Raw genomic sequence first — 18,570 nt, 5'->3', positions numbered from 1 at the left:
CGCCCGCCCTCCCGAGTGATCTGTTCGACGCTGCCGTAGCCTTCGGCGCGCTGCGGCTGTTCGGCCTGGTAGACGAAGTATTGCGGCACCCGATTCCAGTGCCACTCGTAGGAGATGCGCGAGGTCGCGGCGTACAAGCTGAAAGCCAGGCCGATGAGCACCAGCGCGGTCAGCCCGTGCCAGGGCCATTGGGCTTTGTGGTGTTTGATCACAGGGAGTTCAATCCGCTAGGAGACCGACGCGCGGGGCAAGCCCGCGCGTCAGGGAGAGTCTGGCCAGAGGCGCAGTCACTGCATTTCGTTGAGCCAGTTCTTGTTCACGAACCACTTCTTGTGGATACGATCGTAGCTGCCGTCTTCACGGGCCTGGCGCAGGAAGTTGTTGATGAAGTTGAGGCTGTCGTAGTCGCCCTTCTTCAAGCCGAACGCCAGCGGTTCGTAGGTGAAGGGCTCGTCGAGGTAGACCAGCTTGCCGTTGCCGACCTTGTCCACCGCCACCACGTTGTAGGGCGAATCATAGATGAATGCGTCGGCCTTGCCGTTGACCACATCGAGTACCGCTTCGGGCTCGTTGTCGTAGCCATGGTATTGCGCCTTGGCGATCAGCTTGCGCGCCACGAACTCACCGGTGGTGCCTACTTTGGAAGTGATACGGTAGTCCTCCGAGTTCAAGTCCTTGTAGGTCTTGATCTTCTCGGCCAATTCCTTGCGAATCAGCAGGGTCTGGCCGACGACGATGAATGGATCGCTGAAGTTGATGCGCAGGTTGCGTTCCTGGGTCAGGGTCAGGCCGCTGCCGATCATGTCGAACTTGTCGGTCATCAGGGCGGGAATGATGCCGTCCAGGCTGGTCGATACCAGTTCCAGCTTGACGCCCATGGACTTGGCCATGGCCTTGAGCAGGTCGACTTCGAAACCGATGATTTCGCCACGCTTGTTGGTCATTTCGAACGGCATGTAGGTGGGGTCCATGCCCACGCGCAGTGTGCCGCGCTTGACCGCTTCATCGATAGCGCCCGCGTGCGCCGAACCCACGGCCGCCATGGCCATGACGCCGAGCAGCAGCATCGACAGATACTTGTTCATCACCAATTCCCCTAGCCAACTTCGGGCACGACCCGGCCTGGGCGCACCATTTCGGGGTGCGATCCTAACTCAAACGGGGGGCTGGACAAAGTTTGGTACTGAAATTAGTGCCGGATGGCACTGTTGGGGGGCATGGCGGGGATATTGGGGTGCGACCTTCGCGGCCACTGACTGCTCCTACAGGTGTTTAGAGATTCCTGTAGGAGCGGTCAGCGGCCGTGAAAAGGTCAAGTGCGGTCAGGCGTTCTGCAGGCCTGTTGCCGGTACAGCACCGAGCGGTTGCTCAGGCTGAGCCGGGCGTTCCGCTTGCTTGGACTGGCGCCAGGCATCCAGCCAGGCCGTGTTCTGATCGGCCCAGACATGCTCATGCAGACGCGAGATCGCCACCGGATCGCTGAGCAGCGACATGCGCGTGTTGTTATCGAGCTTCTGCGGACCACCTTGCAAAGCCTGATGGACCCACTGCGCACGCATGCTCTCGATCGGTGCGGCCTTGCCATGCCGTGCTGTACCCAAACCATAGGCCAGGGCGTTCTGGCGCGGATCGACGACCGCACGCACGAAACCGTCCTTGAGCGCGTTGTCGCGGTTTTCCTGGGTGTAGCGATCGGTGGAAACCAGTTCCTGTGGCGTGTCGTACTCTTCCGGGATCAGGAACAGCTTCTCCTCCCGAGCCTGCACACCCAGGTTGGTCCGGCTGGAAATCACCGATACCGGAATCGACAGCATCAGCGAACCCACGATTGGCGTCAGCCACCATAGGAAGCTGGGGTTCAACCAGATCACCAGGGCAGCCCAGGCCGCACCCAGCAGGGTTTGCGAGCCGTGACGCTTGATCGCCTCGCTCCATGAAGTGGAGTCGTCGTCGCGTTGCGGCGAGTTCCAGGTAGCCGCCCAGCCCAGGAACGCGGCCAGCACGAAACGGGTGTGGAACAGCATCCGCACCGGCGCCAGCAGCATGGAGAACAGCATCTCCAGCAGCATCGACAGGGTGACCTTGAAGCGACCGCCGTATTCCTTCGCACCCTTGGCCCAGATCAGGATGATGCTCAACAGCTTGGGCAGGAACAGCAACACGATGGTGGTGGAGAACAGCGCCACCGCCTTGTCGGGGTGCCATTGCGGCCACAATGGGTACAGCTGTCGTGGCGCCAGGAAGTAGGTCGGCTCCATCAGCGTGTTCACCGCCAGCAGGGCCGTGGACAACACCAGGAAGAAGAACCACAACGGTGCCGACAGGTACGACATCACGCCGGTCAGGAACACCGCCCGGTGAACCGGGTGCATGCCCTTGACCAGGAACAGACGGAAGTTCATCAGGTTGCCGTGGCACCAGCGGCGATCGCGTTTGAGTTCGTCGAGCAGGTTGGGCGGCAACTCTTCGTAGCTGCCTGGCAGGTCGTAGGCAATCCACACGCCCCAGCCGGCACGGCGCATCAAGGCCGCCTCGACGAAGTCGTGGGAGAGGATCGCACCAGCGAACGCACCCTTGCCCGGCAACGGCGCCAGGGCGCAGTGCTCGATGAAGGGCTTCATGCGAATGATCGCGTTGTGGCCCCAGTAGTGCGATTCGCCCAACTGCCAGAAGTGCAGACCGGCCGTGAACAGCGGACCGTACACGCGCGTGGCGAACTGCTGCATGCGTGCATACAGGGTGTCCATGCCCGACGCCTTCGGCGCAGTCTGGATGATGCCGGCGTCCGGCGTCGCTTCCATCAAGCGCACCAGGCTGGTCAGGCATTCGCCGCTCATCACGCTGTCCGCGTCGAGTACGACCATGTAGCGGTATTCGCTGCCCCAGCGACGGCAGAAGTCGTCGAGGTTGCCGCTCTTGCGCTTGACCCGACGACGACGGCGACGATAGAAGATGTGGCCGAAACCACCGGCTTCGCGGCACACCTGCAACCACGCCTGTTGCTCGGCAACGGCGATGTCGGGGTCATTGGTGTCGCTGAGCACGAAGAAATCGAAGCGATCCAGATCGCCGGTCGCCTTCACCGATTCGAACGTGGCGCGCAGACCGGCGAAGACGCGTGTCACGTCTTCGTTGCAGATCGGCATCACCAGCGCGGTACGCGCCCCTGCTTCGATCGGCTCATTGCCCGCGCTGGCACCGGAAATGCGGTACTTGTCGCGACCGGTGAGCAGTTCGAGGAAGCCCATCAACGCCGTCCAGAACCCCGCCGATACCCAGCAGAAAAGGATACCGAAGAGGATCAGGATGCTGGTCTGCAGGAAGTACGGCAGGACCTGGGTGGCGGTCTGCATGATCGGCTGACGAACCACTTCGTCGAGGTCGACCATGCCCCAGCCCTGGTACGGCATGATGCCTTTCATGTACCAGCCGGCGACGATGGTCTGGCCGAGCATCAGCACCAGCAGAATGTAGCGACGCATCGAACCGACCCAGCGCCAGCGCGCTTTCGGTAGCTCGCGCTTGTCGCTGGTCGGCTCGGGCTTGCTGGCCTTGCCGGTCAGCTTGCGCCATGCCCGAACCAGGACATTGGTGCGCCAAGGCTCGGGAACCACCAGCGTGCGGTGGATCGGTGGCGTGGCCTTGAGCTGCAGGCGACCGCTGGCGTCGACGCCGAACATCTCGGCCTCTTCCAGTTCGACAGCCGAATCCAGCCGCAGGCGCTGTTCGACCGAGTTCTGTGCGCCGAGCACGGCATCGTGCGCCGGGCGCCCGGACAGGCGCTCGTGCAGTTCGGTGAAGGACGTGCAGTCGGCAAGTTCTGCGCGCTGCGCGTCCCCCAAGGGCAATTGAGCCAGGTATTCGCCAAGCGATTCTGGCCGAGCTGGAGAATTAGTCATCGGCGGGCAACTGGTAGCTCCAGGTTTCAGTCAGGACCTGTTCGGTCTTGACCGGTTCGGTAGGTGTGACAGGAGCGGTTTCGGCAGCGGCTTCCGGCGCGGTCGCTGCAGGGGCCTGGGCCACTTCGGCTGGCTTCTCGGCCTTGCCGTGCGCCTTGTCATGCTTGTGCGCAGCCTTGTCTTCGACCGGTTCGGCAGCCTTGACGGGCTCCACCGGCAGATCCTTGACCAGCGCCGCACGCATTTCCACGGCCTTGTTCGGATCCTTGACCTTGACCCGCAGGGTCAGGCGCCAGCCTTTGGTTTCCGGGTTGTAGCGAACGTTGTTCTCGACCAGCTCGGCGTTGTCATCGACGCTGACCTGGCTGCGAACGGCGGCGTCCTCAGGCAGAGCGGCCAGCACCGGACCCTGATAGTCGATCAGGAAGGCGATGCTGCCATCGGCCTGACGAATCAGGTTGGACTGCTTCACGTCGCCGGTCGAGCGCAGAGTCTGGTCGACCCAGGCAATGTCGGGCGAATGGAACTCGTCTTCGTCCATCGTCCAGTGCAGGCGGTAGTTGTGCTCCAGCGCCACGCCCGGCTCCGGGATCTTCTCCGGGTTCCAGAACGCCACGATGTTGTCGTTGGTTTCGTCCGCAGTGGGGATTTCCACCAGGTCGACGGTGCCCTTGCCCCAATCACCCTTCGGCTCGATCCAGGCGCTTGGGCGCTTGTCGTAGCGGTCGTCGAGGTCTTCGTAGCGGGAGAACTCGCGGCCACGCTGCAGCAGACCGAAGCCCTTGGGGTTCTCGACGGTGAAGCTGCTCACGGCCAGGTGCTTGGGATTGTTCAGCGGGCGCCACAGCCACTCACCGTTGCCGGCATGGATGGACAGGCCGGTGGAGTCATGCAGCTCGTGGCGATAATTCTGCACACGGGACGGCTGGTTGGAGCCGAATAGGAACATGCTGGTCAGCGGCGCGATACCCAGGCGGCTGACACGGTCACGCAGGAACACCCGCGACTCGACGTCGACGGTGGTGTCCTTGCCAGGACGCAGGGTCAACTTGTAGGCGCCGGTGGAGCGCGGCGAATCGAGCAGGGCAAAGATTACCAGCTGCTTGTCGCCTTCGTTTGGCCGTTCTACCCAGAATTCGCGGAAGCGCGGGAACTCTTCACCCGACGGCAGTGCCGTATCCAGGGCCAGGCCGCGGGCCGAGAGGCCATAGACCTGACCCTTGCCGATGACGCGGAAGTAGCTCGCGCCCAGCATGGTCATGATCTCGTCCTGCTTGTCCGCCTTGTTGATCGGGAACAGTACGCGGAAACCGGCGTAGCCCAACTGCTCGGTGGACTTGGGATCGAACTGCAGGTCGCCGAAATCGAAACGCGCAGGGTCGTACTTGATTTCATTGACGGCAGTGGCGGTGACTTCGTTGATCTTCACCGGCGTGTCGAAATGCATGCCCTGGTGATAGAAAGACAGCTTGAACGGGGTCTTGGCATCAGCCCATTCTGCGTTCTCGTTGCGGAAACGGATTTTCTGGTAGTCCGCGAACTTCATGTCGCGAAACTCTTTGGGCAAGTTGCTGCGCGGGGTTTCGAATTTCTGACCGGCAAGCTCCTTGGCGCGTCCGGCAACATCGTCCAGGCTGAAGGCCCAGAGTTGGCTGGCGCTGAACAGGCAGAACAGTGCAGACCCGGCCAGCATCGCTTTGCGCAACCGAGTGCGGGGTGTTCTTGAAGCATTTAAAGGACTAACAATCACGAGCAACCCTCGCCGAAAACATATCGAAAAACCAACGGCCAGCAATCTTGCGCCGGGTTGGCGAGCACTGTTCCGACTCCAAAAGGGCTTAATGATTCCCCAAGCGGAGCCAGACACGCTTCAAACTGGAAATACCGGGTAGCAAAACGTGGCCCCCCTGGCGCGCGATTATCTAGTACGTCGCGTCACAACGCATCAGGGTAGCCCAAGTATTTATGCTACGAAGAGAGGTCGACGACCGCAAACTCGCCATCAATAGGCCACTAACTTTGTAACAGGAAGGTTACAGGCCCATCATTGGTCAAGCTTACCTGCATATCGGCACCGAATTGCCCTACCTGAACCTGCCCATGCGCTTTTTTTGCAGCCTCGACCAGGTGGTCGAAAAGCGCCTGCGCCAAGGCCGGTGGCGCTGCGGTGGAGAAGCCTGCGCGCAGGCCGCTGCGGGTGTCCGCCGCCAGGGTGAATTGCGACACCAGCAGCAACCCGCCGCCGACGTCCTTGAGCGACAGATTCATCCTGCCCTGCTCATCGCTGAACACTCGATAGTTGAGCAGCTTATGCAGCAGCTTGTCGGCACTGGCGGCGGTGTCGTCCGGTTCGACGGCCACCAGTACCAGCAAACCCTGATCGATGGCGCCTATGGTCTGCCCGGCGACCTCGACACGGGCCTGGCTGACCCGTTGCAGCAGCCCCTTCATGCCTCTTCCAGAGGCAAATCCAGCAAACGGCGCGCCATCTGTTCGGCGGCACGCACCAGCGCATCGGTGATGCCCGGCTCGGAGGCGGCGTGGCCGGCGTCGCGAATCACCTGCAGTTCGCTGTTGGGCCAGGCTTGATGCAGCGCCCAGGCGTTGTCCAGCGGACAGATCACGTCATAGCGGCCATGCACGATCACCGCCGGCAAATGGGCGATACGCGGCATGTCGCGGATCAATTGATCCGGCTCCAGGAAAGCGTTGTTGACGAAGTAGTGGGTCTCGATGCGGGCAATCGACAGTGCACGTTGCGGCTCGGAGAAGCGGTCGACCACCAACGGGTTGGGTCGCAGGGTCGCGGTACGGCCTTCCCAGGTGGACCACGCCTTGGCAGCGTGCATCTGGGCGATCTGGTCATTGCCGGTGAGGCGCTTGTGGAAGGCCTGCAACAGGTTGCCGCGCTCCTCCAGCGGGATCGGGGCGACGTAGTCCTGCCAGTAGTCAGGGAACAGGCGGCTGGCGCCGCACTGGTAGAACCATTCGATTTCCTGAGGGCGGCACAGGAAGATTCCGCGCAGAATCAGGCCATGCACGCGCTCGGGGTGCGTCTGCGCATAGGCCAGTGCCAGGGTCGAGCCCCAGGAACCGCCGAACAGGACCCACTTGTCGATGCCAAGGTGTTCACGAATGCGCTCCATGTCCGCCACCAGCCGCCAGGTGGTGTTGTTCTCGATGCTGGCGTGGGGCGTGGAACGACCGCAGCCGCGCTGGTCGAAGGTGACGATGCGATAGACGTTCGGATCGAAGTAGCAACGGCTCTGCGCGTCGCACCCCGAACCCGGACCGCCGTGGATGAAGAGCACCGGCAGGCCCTGCGGCGAACCGCTCTCGTCGACATACAGCACGTGCGGCTCTTCCACGGCCAGATCATGCCTGGCGTAGGGTTTGATCTGCGGGTACAGGGTTTGCATCGTGCGCTCCGTTGGAAGTTGGGTCTCTGCCGTCGGCCATCATAAACCCGAATGGCCACTTGGCGCATTCTCCCTATCCATTGCAGGGTTTCACAAGCGCTCTCCTACCAGATAGGCGCCACCGGGCACGCCTCGATGAAGGGCCGCGCGGATGTCCCGGTACAGGTCATCGGCCTGTTGCGCGGTCAAGGACTGGGCATGGTCGCGCAGCACCACCTGCAGCACCAGGTTGTGCTGGCCACGCACGATACCCAGACGCTTGATGGTCAGGGAAGGCAATTCCTCGAACGACCAGCAGCCCCGTATGTGCAGTTCTTCGATCCAGCCGGCGCGATAGCCGGCCACCTGCAGGACATGCTCTGTGATGTCCTCGATGCCCAATCCCGGTTCCACCGCCAGCGACAGGTCACGGCTGATGGCCGGCTGGCGATACAGCGGTTGCCAGGCCTTGAGGTCGCCCATCTGCGCCTGGACCTGGGGATGGCCGTCACGCAGCAGACGAATGTCCGGAACACCCTTGCGCAGCATCGCCAGGCGATCCAGCCCCAGGCGCAGCACCAGACCGCCATGGGCCTGGGGATCGACGTCCAGGCGTTGCAGGAACGCCGGGCAGATGCAACCGCAAGCCAGAATATCCACCGGCGCCTGGCGGGTGACCAGGCTGACATTGAGGCCATCGCGGGTAAAACCGCAGACGCCCGAGCTGTGCGCCCACATGCGTCCCGGCACGGCGATGTCCAGCACGTCGCCTACCAGCCGCAGCAGCTCCTGACGATTGCCCAGCGCGGCGTCGCCCACTACCCAGATGTCCATCTGGTGCGGTTCGGCGCAGTGCCAGCGATCGCGGATGTCGCGACGGAAAGTGATGCCGGGCGCGGCGAGCATGATGGTTTCGCCCGGCGCGCGACGCCCCGCCGCCGCCTGCAGGCCGGTGATGACCGCGCTGCTGGTCTGGGTGCGCAGCAGCAATTCATCATCGACCCAACAGCTGTGAGTGCTGACTTCATCCATCACTTGGGGATCGTCACCGCACAGCTGAAAGTTTTCCACTGCGGAGATGATCCGCGGTCCCTTGTGCACTTCGGCCAGGGGCCAGCCTTGGCGCACCAGACCCGCGAGCAGATCCCTGACCAGCAGGCGTACCGCGTGGGGCGGTTCGCAGGCATCGGTCAAGTCGGCAATGCGCAACGCCTTGTGGATGGCTTCATGGCTGAGGTAGTGCTTGGTGACGGGCATGCAGGCATTCCTTGTTCCTGAACGGATGCCTGCACGCTAGGCAGGGTATTGCGGGACAACAATCGGAAGTTTCTGAAAGAGGCACTTTTCAGAAACTTCCGACAGAAATGTCTGACAGCAATGTCGGCAGACGCTTTCGAGACCCCACCACCGGTTGCCTCAAACCGCAACGCTGCGACGCTGCACGAACCGGTCGACGTAATCGTCAGCCGGGTTGTGCAGAATTTCCCTGGCAGTCCCGGCCTGGATCAAGCGCCCATCCTTGAGGATGGCGATCCGGTTGCCCAGGCGAATCGCCTCGTCCAGGTCGTGGGTGATGAACACGATGGTCTTGTGCAGGCGGGTCTGCAGCTCCAGCAGCTGGTCCTGCATTTCCGCGCGGATCAACGGGTCCAGAGCGCTGAACGCTTCGTCCATGAGGATGATGTCGGTGTCCGCCGCCAGTGCCCGCGCCAGGCCCACGCGCTGGCGCATGCCGCCGGACAGCTGCTGGGGATAGGCACGCTCGTAGCCGTTGAGACCGACCGCCTCGACCCACTGCTGCGCCCGCTCCTGGCACAGCGCCTTGCTCTCACCGCGAACCTTGAGCCCATAGGCAACGTTGTCGAGCACGCTCTTGTGCGGCAACAGGCCGAAGCTCTGGAACACCATGCTGATCTTGCGGCGGCGAAATTCGCGCAGCGCTGGCATGCCATAGCGCAGGATATCTTCGCCATCCACCAGAATCTGGCCACTGGAAGGGTCTACCAGTCGGTTGAAATGCCGCACCAATGTCGACTTGCCCGAACCGGACAGCCCCATGATCACGAACACCTCCCCCGCTGCGATCGACAACGACAGGTCATCGACGCCAACCACGCAACCGGTTGCGGCCAGCACCTGTTCCTTGCTTTGGCCTTGCTGGCTCAGCGCCAGCGCCTCTTTCTCGCGCTTGCCGAATACTTTGTAGACGTTGCGCACTTCGATCTTGGGTGGGTTCATCGGCCTACCTCGTGACGGGGACGACCATAGGCCTGAGTGATGCGGTCGATTACGACCGCCAGAATGACGATCGCCAGCCCCGCCTCCAAGCCCTTGCCCACGTTCAGCGTCTGAATGCCGACCAGCACGTCTTCGCCCAGGCCGCGCGCGCCGATCATCGAGGCAATCACCACCATGGACAGCGCCATCATCGTGGTCTGGTTGATACCAGCCATGATGCTGGGCAAGGCCAGCGGCAGTTGCACGCCGAACAGCTGTTGCCAGCGGTTGGCGCCGAAGGCGTTGATCGCTTCCATGACCTCTCGATCCACCTGGCGAATACCCAGGTCGGTCAGGCGAATCAGCGGCGGTGCCGCGTAGATGACGGTGGCGAAGATGGCAGGCACCTTGCCCAGGCCGAACAGCATCAGCACCGGGATCAGGTACACGAAGCTGGGCATGGTCTGCATGATGTCGAGCAGCGGCATCAACACCGCACGCAGCCGGTCGCTACGCGCAGCAAGAATGCCCAGGGGAATGGCGATCACTACGGAAATCACCGTGGCCACGAGCATCAAGGCCAGGGTCTGCATGAGCTTGTCCCACAAGCCCACGGCTCCCACCAGAAACAGCAGGCCAACGATGACCACGGTGGTCAGCCATTTGCGCGAGGCATGCCAGGCGATGCCGCCGACGATGGCCAGCATCAGCCACCAAGGCGTCATGCGCAGCAGGCTTTCCAGGTTGACGATGGCCCACAGCAGTGTGTCGGAGATCTGCCGGAACACATCGCCGTAGCGGGTGACCAGCGCATCGACGCCGTCGTTGACCCAGTCGGCGATGGAGAAGGTGAAACTCTCAGGAAACATGGAGCGCTCTCGGTGCAAGGGGCTTCAATACAAGGGGCACGTTACAGCGCCGCTTCGATCTTGCTGGCTGCCGCTTCACTGACCCACGGTTTCCAGACTTCCGGGTGCTCCTTGAGGAACAAGCGCGCCAGCTTGGGCGACTCGATACGCTCGCGGCTCATGCGCGCCAGGTTCTGGTTGAGCAGGTCGATGGGCAGGTTGACCTTCTCGAACACGGGAAGCAATTCCGGTGCACCTTCGTGGAAGGCTTTGGACAGGCCCACCTTGATGCTGATGGTCTTGTCCACACCGGGCTTTTCCGCCAGCTTGACCACATCGACCTGACCCAGCAGCGGAGTCGGCGACCAGTAGTAGAACAGGATCGGTTCGCCACGCTTGTAGCTCGACAGCACAGCCGCATCCAAGGCTGGCCCGGTGCCGGGGCGGAAATTGGTGTAGCTGTCCTGCAAGCCATAGCTCTTGAGCATTTCGCTGTTTTCCAGCTCGCACGTCCAGCCTGCCGGGCAGTTGTAGAAACGGCCCTTGCTCGGCTCTTCCTGGTCCTTGAACACCTTGGCGTATTTGCCCAGGTCGGCGATGGCGGCAAGATCGGGGGCCTTGGCGTCAAGGCCGCGCTTGGCGTCGCCTTCGATCACGTAGCGCGGCACGTACCAGCCTTCCACGGCGCCGGTGATCGGTGCGCCGACCCCGACCACTTTGCCCGCCTGCTCGGCCTTGTTCCAGACTTCGCTGCGGCCGACCCACTCCTCGGCAAACACCTGGATGTCGTTACTGCCCAGAGCACTTTCCATGGTGATGGAGTTACCGGGCAAGCTGTCGGTCTTGCAGTCGTAGCCATGCTCGAGGACGAATTGCAGCAGGTCGGTGAGCAGCATGCCGCTCTCCCAGTTCAGGCCGGCGAATTTCACCGGCTTGCCCGATTCGCACCAGCCAGCGGCTTGGCTGCTGGTGGCACCGGCCAGCAAGCCCAGAGACAGGGTCGTTGCCAGGAGGGTCTTGTTCAGTTTCATCGGGTCCTGCTCCACATAGGCCATGGTCACGGCGATCTATGGGTGTGACCGCACGATGAGCCATTGTTCTGCGCGACGAACGGCAGATTGGCATATTTGTGCCGTGGGGAGGCCTATTTGGTGAAGCGGCCTTCCAGGCGATGGCGTGATCCGGGGTGGATCAGGCGCGCGGCGGTGACGGGCGTCTTGCCCGACCAGGTACGCCGCAGGATCAGCAGGCAGGGTTCGCCACGCTCGATCTGCAGCAGCTCGCACTCGCTGGGGTTGGCCAGCATGGCTTCGACCACGTGCTCGCCGGCAGTCAAAGGTGCCACACGGGTCAGGTAGGCATAGGGGGTTTCTTCGACGAAATCCTGCTGCAGGTACTGCGGGGCGATCTGTGCGTTGACGTAACGATCCTCGATCTGCACAGGGATGTCGTTTTCGTAGTGCACGATGATCGAATGAAACACCCGCTGGCCTTCGCGCATGTTCAGGGTCAAGGCGCGTTCGGCACCGGCCGCCTCTTCTTCCAGCAGCACTAGGCGGCTGCTGTGACGATGGCCGCGAGCGGCGATCTCGTCGGCGACGTTATGCACTTCGAACAGCGCCGACTGGCTTTTCGGCTCGGCCACGAACGTACCCACGCCCTGCATGCGCACCAGCAGGCCTTCGGCCGTCAGCTCGCGCAGGGCACGGTTGATGGTCATTCGGCTGAAGCCCAACTGATTGACCAGCTCGCTTTCCGAGGGCACCCGGTAGTGCGGTGGCCAGGTGCCGTTGAGGATCTGCACCGCGATCATCTGTTTGACGCGGGCATACAAGGGCGCCGGACTTTCGCCCATCTGGGCAGCCAGCGCAGGGACAACAGGCGGAGTCGGCACGGGAATTCCTTGATTGATTCGTAGGGCACAGCGAGCGACATTGTAACGCGACTCGCGCCTGGGCTGTAACGCCACTCGTGCCGGGCGCAAGTCGCGACAGGCCTTATTTGCCGATATCGGCATCCGCCGCGCGCCAGATCAGGCGACTGGTGTCATAGCCCTGCTGACGTGCCTTCGCCAACATCCGCTCGCGCACTGCGGTGGACACCTGGGGAGTACGTGACAGCAGCCACAGGTACTTGCGGCTCGGACTGCCGACCAGCGCATGCTGGTAGCTGTCGTCCACGTCCAAGACCCAGTAGTCGCCTTTGGCCAGGCTTGGCGCCATCCGGGAGAACCAGTTGTCGAACACTACCCACAGCTTGTCGGTCTTGCCCAGGACCTGTGGCGACGCCGTGCCCTTGGCTTCGCTCCATCCACCACTTTCGGTACGGCAACGGTTGAGCACGCCGATATTGCCATCGGTTTGCAGGGTGTAGTGGGCTTCGGACTGGGCGCAGTTGCGTTGGAAGAACATGGGCAATCTGGCCACTTCGTACCAGGTGCCTTGATAGCGTTGCAGGTCTACGCTGTCGACGGTGCGTGGCGCCATGCTGGCGTCGGGGGCGTTGCTGCAGCCGGCGATCATCAGCGACAGGCACAGGGGTAGCAAGGCGAACTTGCGCAACGACATGGGGGCTCTCCTTGAACGACAGACACAGGGTGTGTGCTGCTTAGAAGAGCGCAGACCGCGTGGGTTCCAATTGCGACCCTCATGGCTTGTGGGTTGGGGGTTGGGGGTTGTGGGTTGTGGCCTGTGGGAGCGGGCTCTGCCCGCGAAGAGAGCAGCGCGGTATATCAGGCAGATCGAGGTGAAGCCTTCGCGGGCAGAGCCCGCTCCCACAAAAGGGGGGGCGGGAATCTGCTGAAGCTTGCTAGCCGCGCGACGTTTACTTGGTGTGGTAGCCGGTCACGCGCTCGACTTCCTGCTTGGAGCCCAGGAACACCGCCACACGCTGGTGCAGGCCTTCGGGCTTGATGTCCATGATGCGCTGGCGGCCGTCGGTCGAAGCGCCGCCGGCCTGCTCCACCAGGAACGACATCGGGTTGGCTTCGTACATCAAACGCAGCTTGCCTGGCTTCTCCGGCTCGCGGCTGTCGCGTGGGTACATGAACAGGCCACCGCGGGTCAGGATGCGGTGCACATCGGCGACCATCGAAGCGATCCAGCGCATGTTGTAGTTTTTCTTCAGCGGGCCTTCTTCACCGGCCAGCAACTCGTCCACGTACTGGGTCACCGGGGCTTCCCAGTGGCGCTTGTTGGACATGTTGATGGCGAATTCGGCGGTGGTTTCCGGGATCTGAATGTTTTCGTGGGTCAGCACGAAGCTGCCCATCTCGCGGTCCAGGGTGAAACCCTTCACGCCGTTGCCCAGCGTCAGGATCAGCATGGTCTGCGGGCCGTAGATGGCGTAACCGGCAGCGACCTGCTGGGTGCCAGGCTGCAGGAAGGCTTGTTCCTTGAGGCTGTCGTTCTGGCTCAGGTGCTCGGTAGGGCAGCGCAGCACCGAGAAGATAGTGCCGACCGAGACGTTGACGTCGATGTTGGAGGAGCCGTCCAAGGGGTCGAACACCAGCAGGTACGCACCTTTGGGGTACTGGCCGGGAATCTGGTAAGCGTTGTCCATTTCTTCGGACGCCATGCCGGCCAGGTGACCGCCCCATTCGTTGGCTTCGAGCAGGATGTCGTTGGACAGCACGTCCAGCTTCTTCTGCACTTCGCCTTGGACGTTTTCGGTGCCCATGCTGCCAAGCACGCCACCCAGGGCGCCCTTTGACACCGCATGGCTGATCTCTTTGCACGCGCGCGCCACCACTTCGATCAGGAAGCGCAGATCGGCCGGCGTGTTGTTGCTACGGGTCTGCTCGATCAAGTAGCGACTCAGGGTAACGCGGGACATGGACGACTCCGGAGTAGAAAAGGGGGTTGGGGAAAGCCCGCACAGTTTACACGGGTGCGGTCAAACCTAGCGAGCGCTAGCCACGCCGCGGCAGCTATCAGATGGCTATCAATGGAGATAGTTCGGTAAGGGGGTGTATCAGGTGCACCGCCGCATGCCCTTCGCGGGCAGAGCCCGCTCCCACAGTTGGCAGGTGTGGGAGCAGGATGTATCAAGTGCGCCGCCGCACGCCCTTCGCGGGCATAGCCCGCTCCCACAATTGGCAGGTGTGGGAGCGGGCTCTGCCCGCGAAGGAAACACCGCGGTTCCTGGCCTTACTCCAGCGCCTGCCAGATATCCTGCGCATACTCGCGAATGGTCCGGTCAGACGAGAACCACCCCATCCGCGCCGTGTTGAGCACGGCCATGCGCCACCACTTGTCGGCGTCGTGCCAGGTCTCCTCGACCTTGCGCTGCGCATCCCAGTACGCATCGAAATCGGCACACAGCAGGAAGCGGTCATAGCTGGTCAACGAGTCGACCAGACCAGCGTAGCGCGATGGATCGTCGGACGAGAACACACCGCCACGAATGGCCTGCAGAACGTCGTTCAAACGATGAGAAGCAGCGACATCACCATGGGCGCTGAAGCCCCCGGCATGTTTGCGCTCTTCGACCTGGGCAGCAGTCATGCCGAAGATGAACATGTTCTCCTTGCCCAGGAAGTCGCACATTTCCACGTTGGCGCCGTCCAGCGTACCGATGGTCAACGCGCCATTGAGGCCGAACTTCATGTTGCTGGTGCCCGACGCTTCGTAGCCGGCCGTGGAAATCTGCTCGGACAGGTCGGCCGCCGGAATGATGCTTTCGGCCAGGCTGACGTTGTAGTTGGGCAGGAACACCACCTTGAGCAGACCGCGTACGGTCGGATCGTTGTTCACCACCCGAGCGATGTCGTTGGCCAGCTTGATGATCAGCTTGGCCTGGTGATAACTGGCCGCCGCCTTGCCGGCGAAGATCTTCACCCGCGGCACCCAGGCCGTTTCCGGCTCGGCGCGAATCGCCTGATAGAGCGCCACGGTGTGCATCAGGTTGAGCAACTGACGCTTGTACTCGTGGATTCGCTTGACCTGAACGTCGAACATCGCCTCGGGATTGACCGTTACGCCGACGCGCTCATGAATGATGCGAGCCAGCGCTTTCTTGCTGTTCAGTCGTTGCGCCGCGAAGGCCTTGCGGAACTCGGGTTGCTCGGCATACGGCTCGAGGTTCTTGAGCAGCCCTTCCGGATTGTCGAGCAGTTCCGGGCCGAGCTTGTCGACCAGCATCGCGGTCAGCTCGCTGTTGGACTGATACAGCCAGCGGCGGAAGGTGATGCCGTTGGTCTTGTTGTTGATCCGATCGGGATAGAGCTTGTGCAGCTCGGAAAACACCGTGCTGCGCATCAGCTGGGTATGCAGGCCCGATACGCCGTTGACGCTGTGCGAACCGAGGAACGCCAGGTTGCCCATGCGCACACGGCGACCGTTGTCTTCTTCGATCAGCGAGACCGCGCGCAGCACGTCGACATCGTGCTGGCCTTTGGCGCGCAGCGAGTCGATGTGATAGGCGTTGATCAGGTAGATGATCTGCATGTGGCGCGGCAGTACACGCTCCATCAGGCCCACCGGCCAGGTTTCCAGCGCCTCGGGCAACAGCGTGTGGTTGGTGTAGGCCAGGGTGTTGACGGTGATTTCCCACGCGGTTTCCCACGCCAGACCATGTTCGTCCACCAACTGACGCATCAATTCCGCCACGGCGATGGAGGGGTGGGTATCGTTGAGCTGGATCGCGGCCTTGTCGGCCAGGTTGAGGAGGCTGTCGTTGCCGTTCAGGTGACGACGCAACAAGTCGTGGAGGGAGGCTGCAACGAAGAAGTACTCCTGGCGCAGACGCAACTCCTGACCGGCTTCGGTGCTATCGGCCGGGTACAGCACCCGCGAGATGCTCTCGGCACGGGCCACTTCGGCCACGGCGCCGAGGTGGTCGCCCGCATTGAAGCGCTCCAGGTGCAGGTCTTCCATCGCCCGTGCGCGCCACAGGCGCAGGGTATTGACGCTGGAGCCACGCCAACCGACCACCGGGGTGTCGTAGGCGATCGCGCGTACGGTTTCGCTGGGCCACCAGACCTGCTTCTGCTGGCCTTCGCTGTCGGTGACGGTTTCCACATGGCCGCCGAAGCTGATCGGGTAGATCACCTCGGGACGCTCGAACTCCCAGGGGTTGCCGAAATTAAGCCAGTTTTCGGTCTGCTCCTGCTGCCAGCCATCGACGATGGCCTGACGGAACAGACCGTGTTCGTAGCGGATGCCATAGCCATGGGCGGCGACGCCCAAGGTCGACATGCTTTCCATGAAGCAGGCCGCCAAGCGTCCAAGGCCGCCGTTGCCCAGCGCCGCATCGGGCTCGAGCAGGCGAATGCGCTCCAGATCCACGCCCAAGTCGGTCAACGCTTCACGTGCGATGTCCAGCAGGCCGAGGTTGCTCAGGCTGTCGTAGAGCAGCCGACCAATGAGAAATTCCAGGGAGAGGTAATAGACCCGTTTCTGGCCCTTGCGGTAGATCTGCCGGGTGTGATCCATCCAGTGCTCGACCATGTGGTCGCGCGCCGCGAGGGCAATGGCCTCGAACCAGTCATGGTCGAATGCGTGATCGGGGTCCTTGCCCACCGCGTAGGTGAGTTTGGCGAGTACAGCAGCGCGAAAATCGGCCACCTCGGCGTCACGGACAAGCGGTTCCTGAGACATGCAATGCGTCCTCGGGGAAATTGACGATACTGGATGGAATACCTGAGCCTAGACGCTTCGACACACACTCAATGCTCAGGTTCGTAACTTTGCACCATTCGCGGGGTTTCGGGCAGAAGGTTGTTCACTTTTTCACCAATGCCGGTATGATCGCGCGCCCTGATCCATCTTGCCTGATGACCTGACGATGAAAAGCTCTTTGATTGCCGCCGCCGAAGTGGACCGCCTGGACACCTGGCAGAAATATTCTGCGCCGATGTGCGGCGCCTGTATCTCGACCTGCTGCACGCTGCCGGTGGAAGTGAAGATCAAAGACCTGATCCGTATCGGTGTGGTGGACGAGTTCGAGAAAGGCGATCCACCCAAGAACGTCGCCAAGCGGTTGCAGAAGGAAGGCATCGTCGAGCGCTTCAACCAGAAGTCGGGCATTTTCACCCTGACGCGCATGAGCAACAACGATTGTCTGTACCTGGACAAGAAAAGCCGCCTGTGCACGATCTACGAAAAGCGCCCGGACACCTGCCGCAACCACCCCAAGATCGGACCTCGCCCCGGCTACTGCGCCTACCAGCCCAAACCGATATCGCGCCAAGGCTGACCCACCCCAGCTCAATGCGGGAGCGGGGTGCCAATGCCGGCCTCTTCGCGGGCAGAGACCCGCTCCCACAGAGGCGGTGATCATCTGTGGGAGCGGGTCTCTGCCCGCGAAGGGGGCGCCGCCGAATGACCGCCGGTCACCGCTGCCGACTCACCCCCGCCAGCCGCGTCGACAGCGCCTGCATACCCTGGCTCAGTTCGCTGAGACTGGACGCGTCACGCGCGCCGTCCTCACTGGCCGCGTGAATGCGCACCGCCAGCTCGGTGATCTCCTGAGTGACATGGCTCTGCTCCTGGGCCGCCACGGCGATCTGCTGGGTGCGCTGGACGATGTCGTCGAAACCCACCACCGTGCTGCCCAGCGATACGCTCAGCACACCGGCCTGCTGCGCCACGGTGCGCGTCCGGTCCTCGCCCGCCACCATGGTATCGACCGCCTTTACCGACGCCTGACGCAGCTCGCCGATCATCTGCTGAATCTCGTCGGCCGACGTCTGGGTGCGCCCGGCGAGGGTGCGCACCTCATCGGCGACCACCGCAAAGCCTCTGCCCTGCTCGCCCGCGCGAGCCGCCTCGATGGCAGCGTTGAGCGCCAGCAGGTTGGTCTGCGCGGAAATCGACTTGATCACGTCGAGCACACCGCTGACGCTCTCGATGTCCTGACCCAAGCGGGTGATGGCCTGAGCCACGCTGGCAATATCGCCGGTCAGAGAATCGATCGTCTGACTGTTCTGCTGCACATGCCCCTGACTCTCGCGCGCCGTCGACAGCGACAGCTGCGCGGTGTCGGAACACTCCGTGGTGTTGGAGGCAACCTCTTGGGCGCTGGACGACATCTCGGTGATCGCGGTGGCCAGCAAGGTATTGTCCTGGCGCTGGGTTTCCGCGCGCTCGGCCATGATCACTGACAGCCGCGCGACATCATCGGACTGCTGCTGCAAGCGCAGCGCCTCATCGGCAATCGCCTTGAGCATGTTGCGCAGGTTGCCGGCGTAGCGGTTGACCGCTCCGC

15 protein-coding genes and 1 pseudogene are annotated in these 18,570 nt (G+C 62.5%); 1 reads left to right on the top strand and 15 read right to left on the bottom strand.

From position 1 onward, the window contains the following. The 14 genes and pseudogenes from AC788_RS16980 to AC788_RS16915 form a co-directional block, all read right to left on the bottom strand. A pseudogene (locus AC788_RS16980) lies at nucleotides 1-212 on the bottom strand (amino acid ABC transporter permease); the annotation flags it as partial. A 75-nt stretch (nucleotides 213-287) separates the two neighbouring features. Continuing rightward, nucleotides 288-1,085, bottom strand: coding sequence for a transporter substrate-binding domain-containing protein (locus tag AC788_RS16975; RefSeq protein WP_049861738.1), 798 nt, complete (start codon nucleotides 1,083-1,085; stop codon nucleotides 288-290). A gap of 237 nt (nucleotides 1,086-1,322) precedes the next feature. Beyond that, nucleotides 1,323-3,899, bottom strand: coding sequence for a glucans biosynthesis glucosyltransferase MdoH (gene mdoH, locus AC788_RS16970; RefSeq protein ID WP_049861737.1), 2,577 nt, complete (start codon nucleotides 3,897-3,899; stop codon nucleotides 1,323-1,325). After that, nucleotides 3,892-5,592 (bottom strand): glucan biosynthesis protein G, encoded by a 1,701-nt coding sequence (locus AC788_RS16965; RefSeq protein ID WP_177327973.1) that lies wholly within the window; start codon nucleotides 5,590-5,592, stop codon nucleotides 3,892-3,894. Before AC788_RS16965 ends, mdoH begins: the two co-directional genes overlap by 8 nt. Before the next feature lie 320 nt (nucleotides 5,593-5,912). Next, nucleotides 5,913-6,350, bottom strand: a complete 438-nt coding sequence (dtd, locus tag AC788_RS16960) for a D-aminoacyl-tRNA deacylase (RefSeq protein WP_049861736.1) — start codon at nucleotides 6,348-6,350, stop codon at nucleotides 5,913-5,915. Then, nucleotides 6,347-7,318: a prolyl aminopeptidase gene (gene pip / locus AC788_RS16955; RefSeq protein ID WP_049861735.1), complete on the bottom strand. Its 972-nt coding sequence runs from the start codon at nucleotides 7,316-7,318 to the stop codon at nucleotides 6,347-6,349. The genes dtd and pip overlap by 4 nt, the downstream gene beginning before the upstream one ends. A 90-nt stretch (nucleotides 7,319-7,408) precedes the next feature. Next, nucleotides 7,409-8,554 (bottom strand): PheS-related mystery ligase SrmL, encoded by a 1,146-nt coding sequence (gene srmL, locus AC788_RS16950; protein ID WP_049861734.1) that lies wholly within the window; start codon nucleotides 8,552-8,554, stop codon nucleotides 7,409-7,411. 159 nt (nucleotides 8,555-8,713) lie between these two features. Then, nucleotides 8,714-9,535, bottom strand: coding sequence for a quaternary amine ABC transporter ATP-binding protein (locus tag AC788_RS16945; protein ID WP_049861733.1), 822 nt, complete (start codon nucleotides 9,533-9,535; stop codon nucleotides 8,714-8,716). Then, a complete protein-coding gene (locus AC788_RS16940) occupies nucleotides 9,532-10,383 on the bottom strand; it encodes an ABC transporter permease (protein WP_049861732.1) in 852 nt (283 codons plus the stop codon). Before AC788_RS16940 ends, AC788_RS16945 begins: the two co-directional genes overlap by 4 nt. 41 nt (nucleotides 10,384-10,424) lie before the next feature. After that, complete coding sequence (locus AC788_RS16935) at nucleotides 10,425-11,393, bottom strand: ABC transporter substrate-binding protein (RefSeq protein ID WP_049861747.1); 969 nt, start codon at nucleotides 11,391-11,393, stop codon at nucleotides 10,425-10,427. Nucleotides 11,394-11,506: 113 nt separating this feature from the next. Next, complete coding sequence (gene hutC / locus AC788_RS16930) at nucleotides 11,507-12,217, bottom strand: histidine utilization repressor (RefSeq protein WP_177327972.1); 711 nt, start codon at nucleotides 12,215-12,217, stop codon at nucleotides 11,507-11,509. Nucleotides 12,218-12,359: 142 nt separating this feature from the next. Next, nucleotides 12,360-12,884, bottom strand: coding sequence for a lipocalin family protein (locus tag AC788_RS16925; protein WP_442965547.1), 525 nt, complete (start codon nucleotides 12,882-12,884; stop codon nucleotides 12,360-12,362). Between the two features lie 301 nt (nucleotides 12,885-13,185). Then, a complete protein-coding gene (locus AC788_RS16920) occupies nucleotides 13,186-14,196 on the bottom strand; it encodes a class 1 fructose-bisphosphatase (RefSeq protein WP_049861729.1) in 1,011 nt (336 codons plus the stop codon). Between the two features lie 314 nt (nucleotides 14,197-14,510). After that, nucleotides 14,511-16,961 carry a glycogen/starch/alpha-glucan phosphorylase gene (locus AC788_RS16915; RefSeq protein ID WP_049861728.1) on the bottom strand — a complete coding sequence of 817 codons (2,451 nt, stop codon included), beginning with the start codon at nucleotides 16,959-16,961 and terminating at the stop codon, nucleotides 14,511-14,513. A 187-nt stretch (nucleotides 16,962-17,148) separates the two neighbouring features. On the opposite strand from AC788_RS16915, the gene AC788_RS16910 reads away from it, so the two are divergent. After that, entirely contained in the window at nucleotides 17,149-17,559 is a 411-nt protein-coding gene (locus AC788_RS16910; RefSeq protein ID WP_049861727.1) for a YkgJ family cysteine cluster protein, read from the top strand. A gap of 136 nt (nucleotides 17,560-17,695) precedes the next feature. On the opposite strand, the gene AC788_RS22260 is transcribed toward AC788_RS16910, so the two are convergent. After that, complete coding sequence (locus AC788_RS22260; RefSeq protein WP_442965546.1) at nucleotides 17,696-18,394, bottom strand: methyl-accepting chemotaxis protein; 699 nt, start codon at nucleotides 18,392-18,394, stop codon at nucleotides 17,696-17,698. Nucleotides 18,395-18,570: the final 176 nt, after the last annotated feature.

The sequence above is a fragment of the Pseudomonas sp. RIT-PI-a genome, assembly GCF_001187875.1.
Classification (GTDB): domain Bacteria; phylum Pseudomonadota; class Gammaproteobacteria; order Pseudomonadales; family Pseudomonadaceae; genus Aquipseudomonas; species Aquipseudomonas coleopterorum.
Note: the sequence above shows the minus strand (reverse complement) of the source record. Positions and strands in the feature narration are given on the sequence as shown.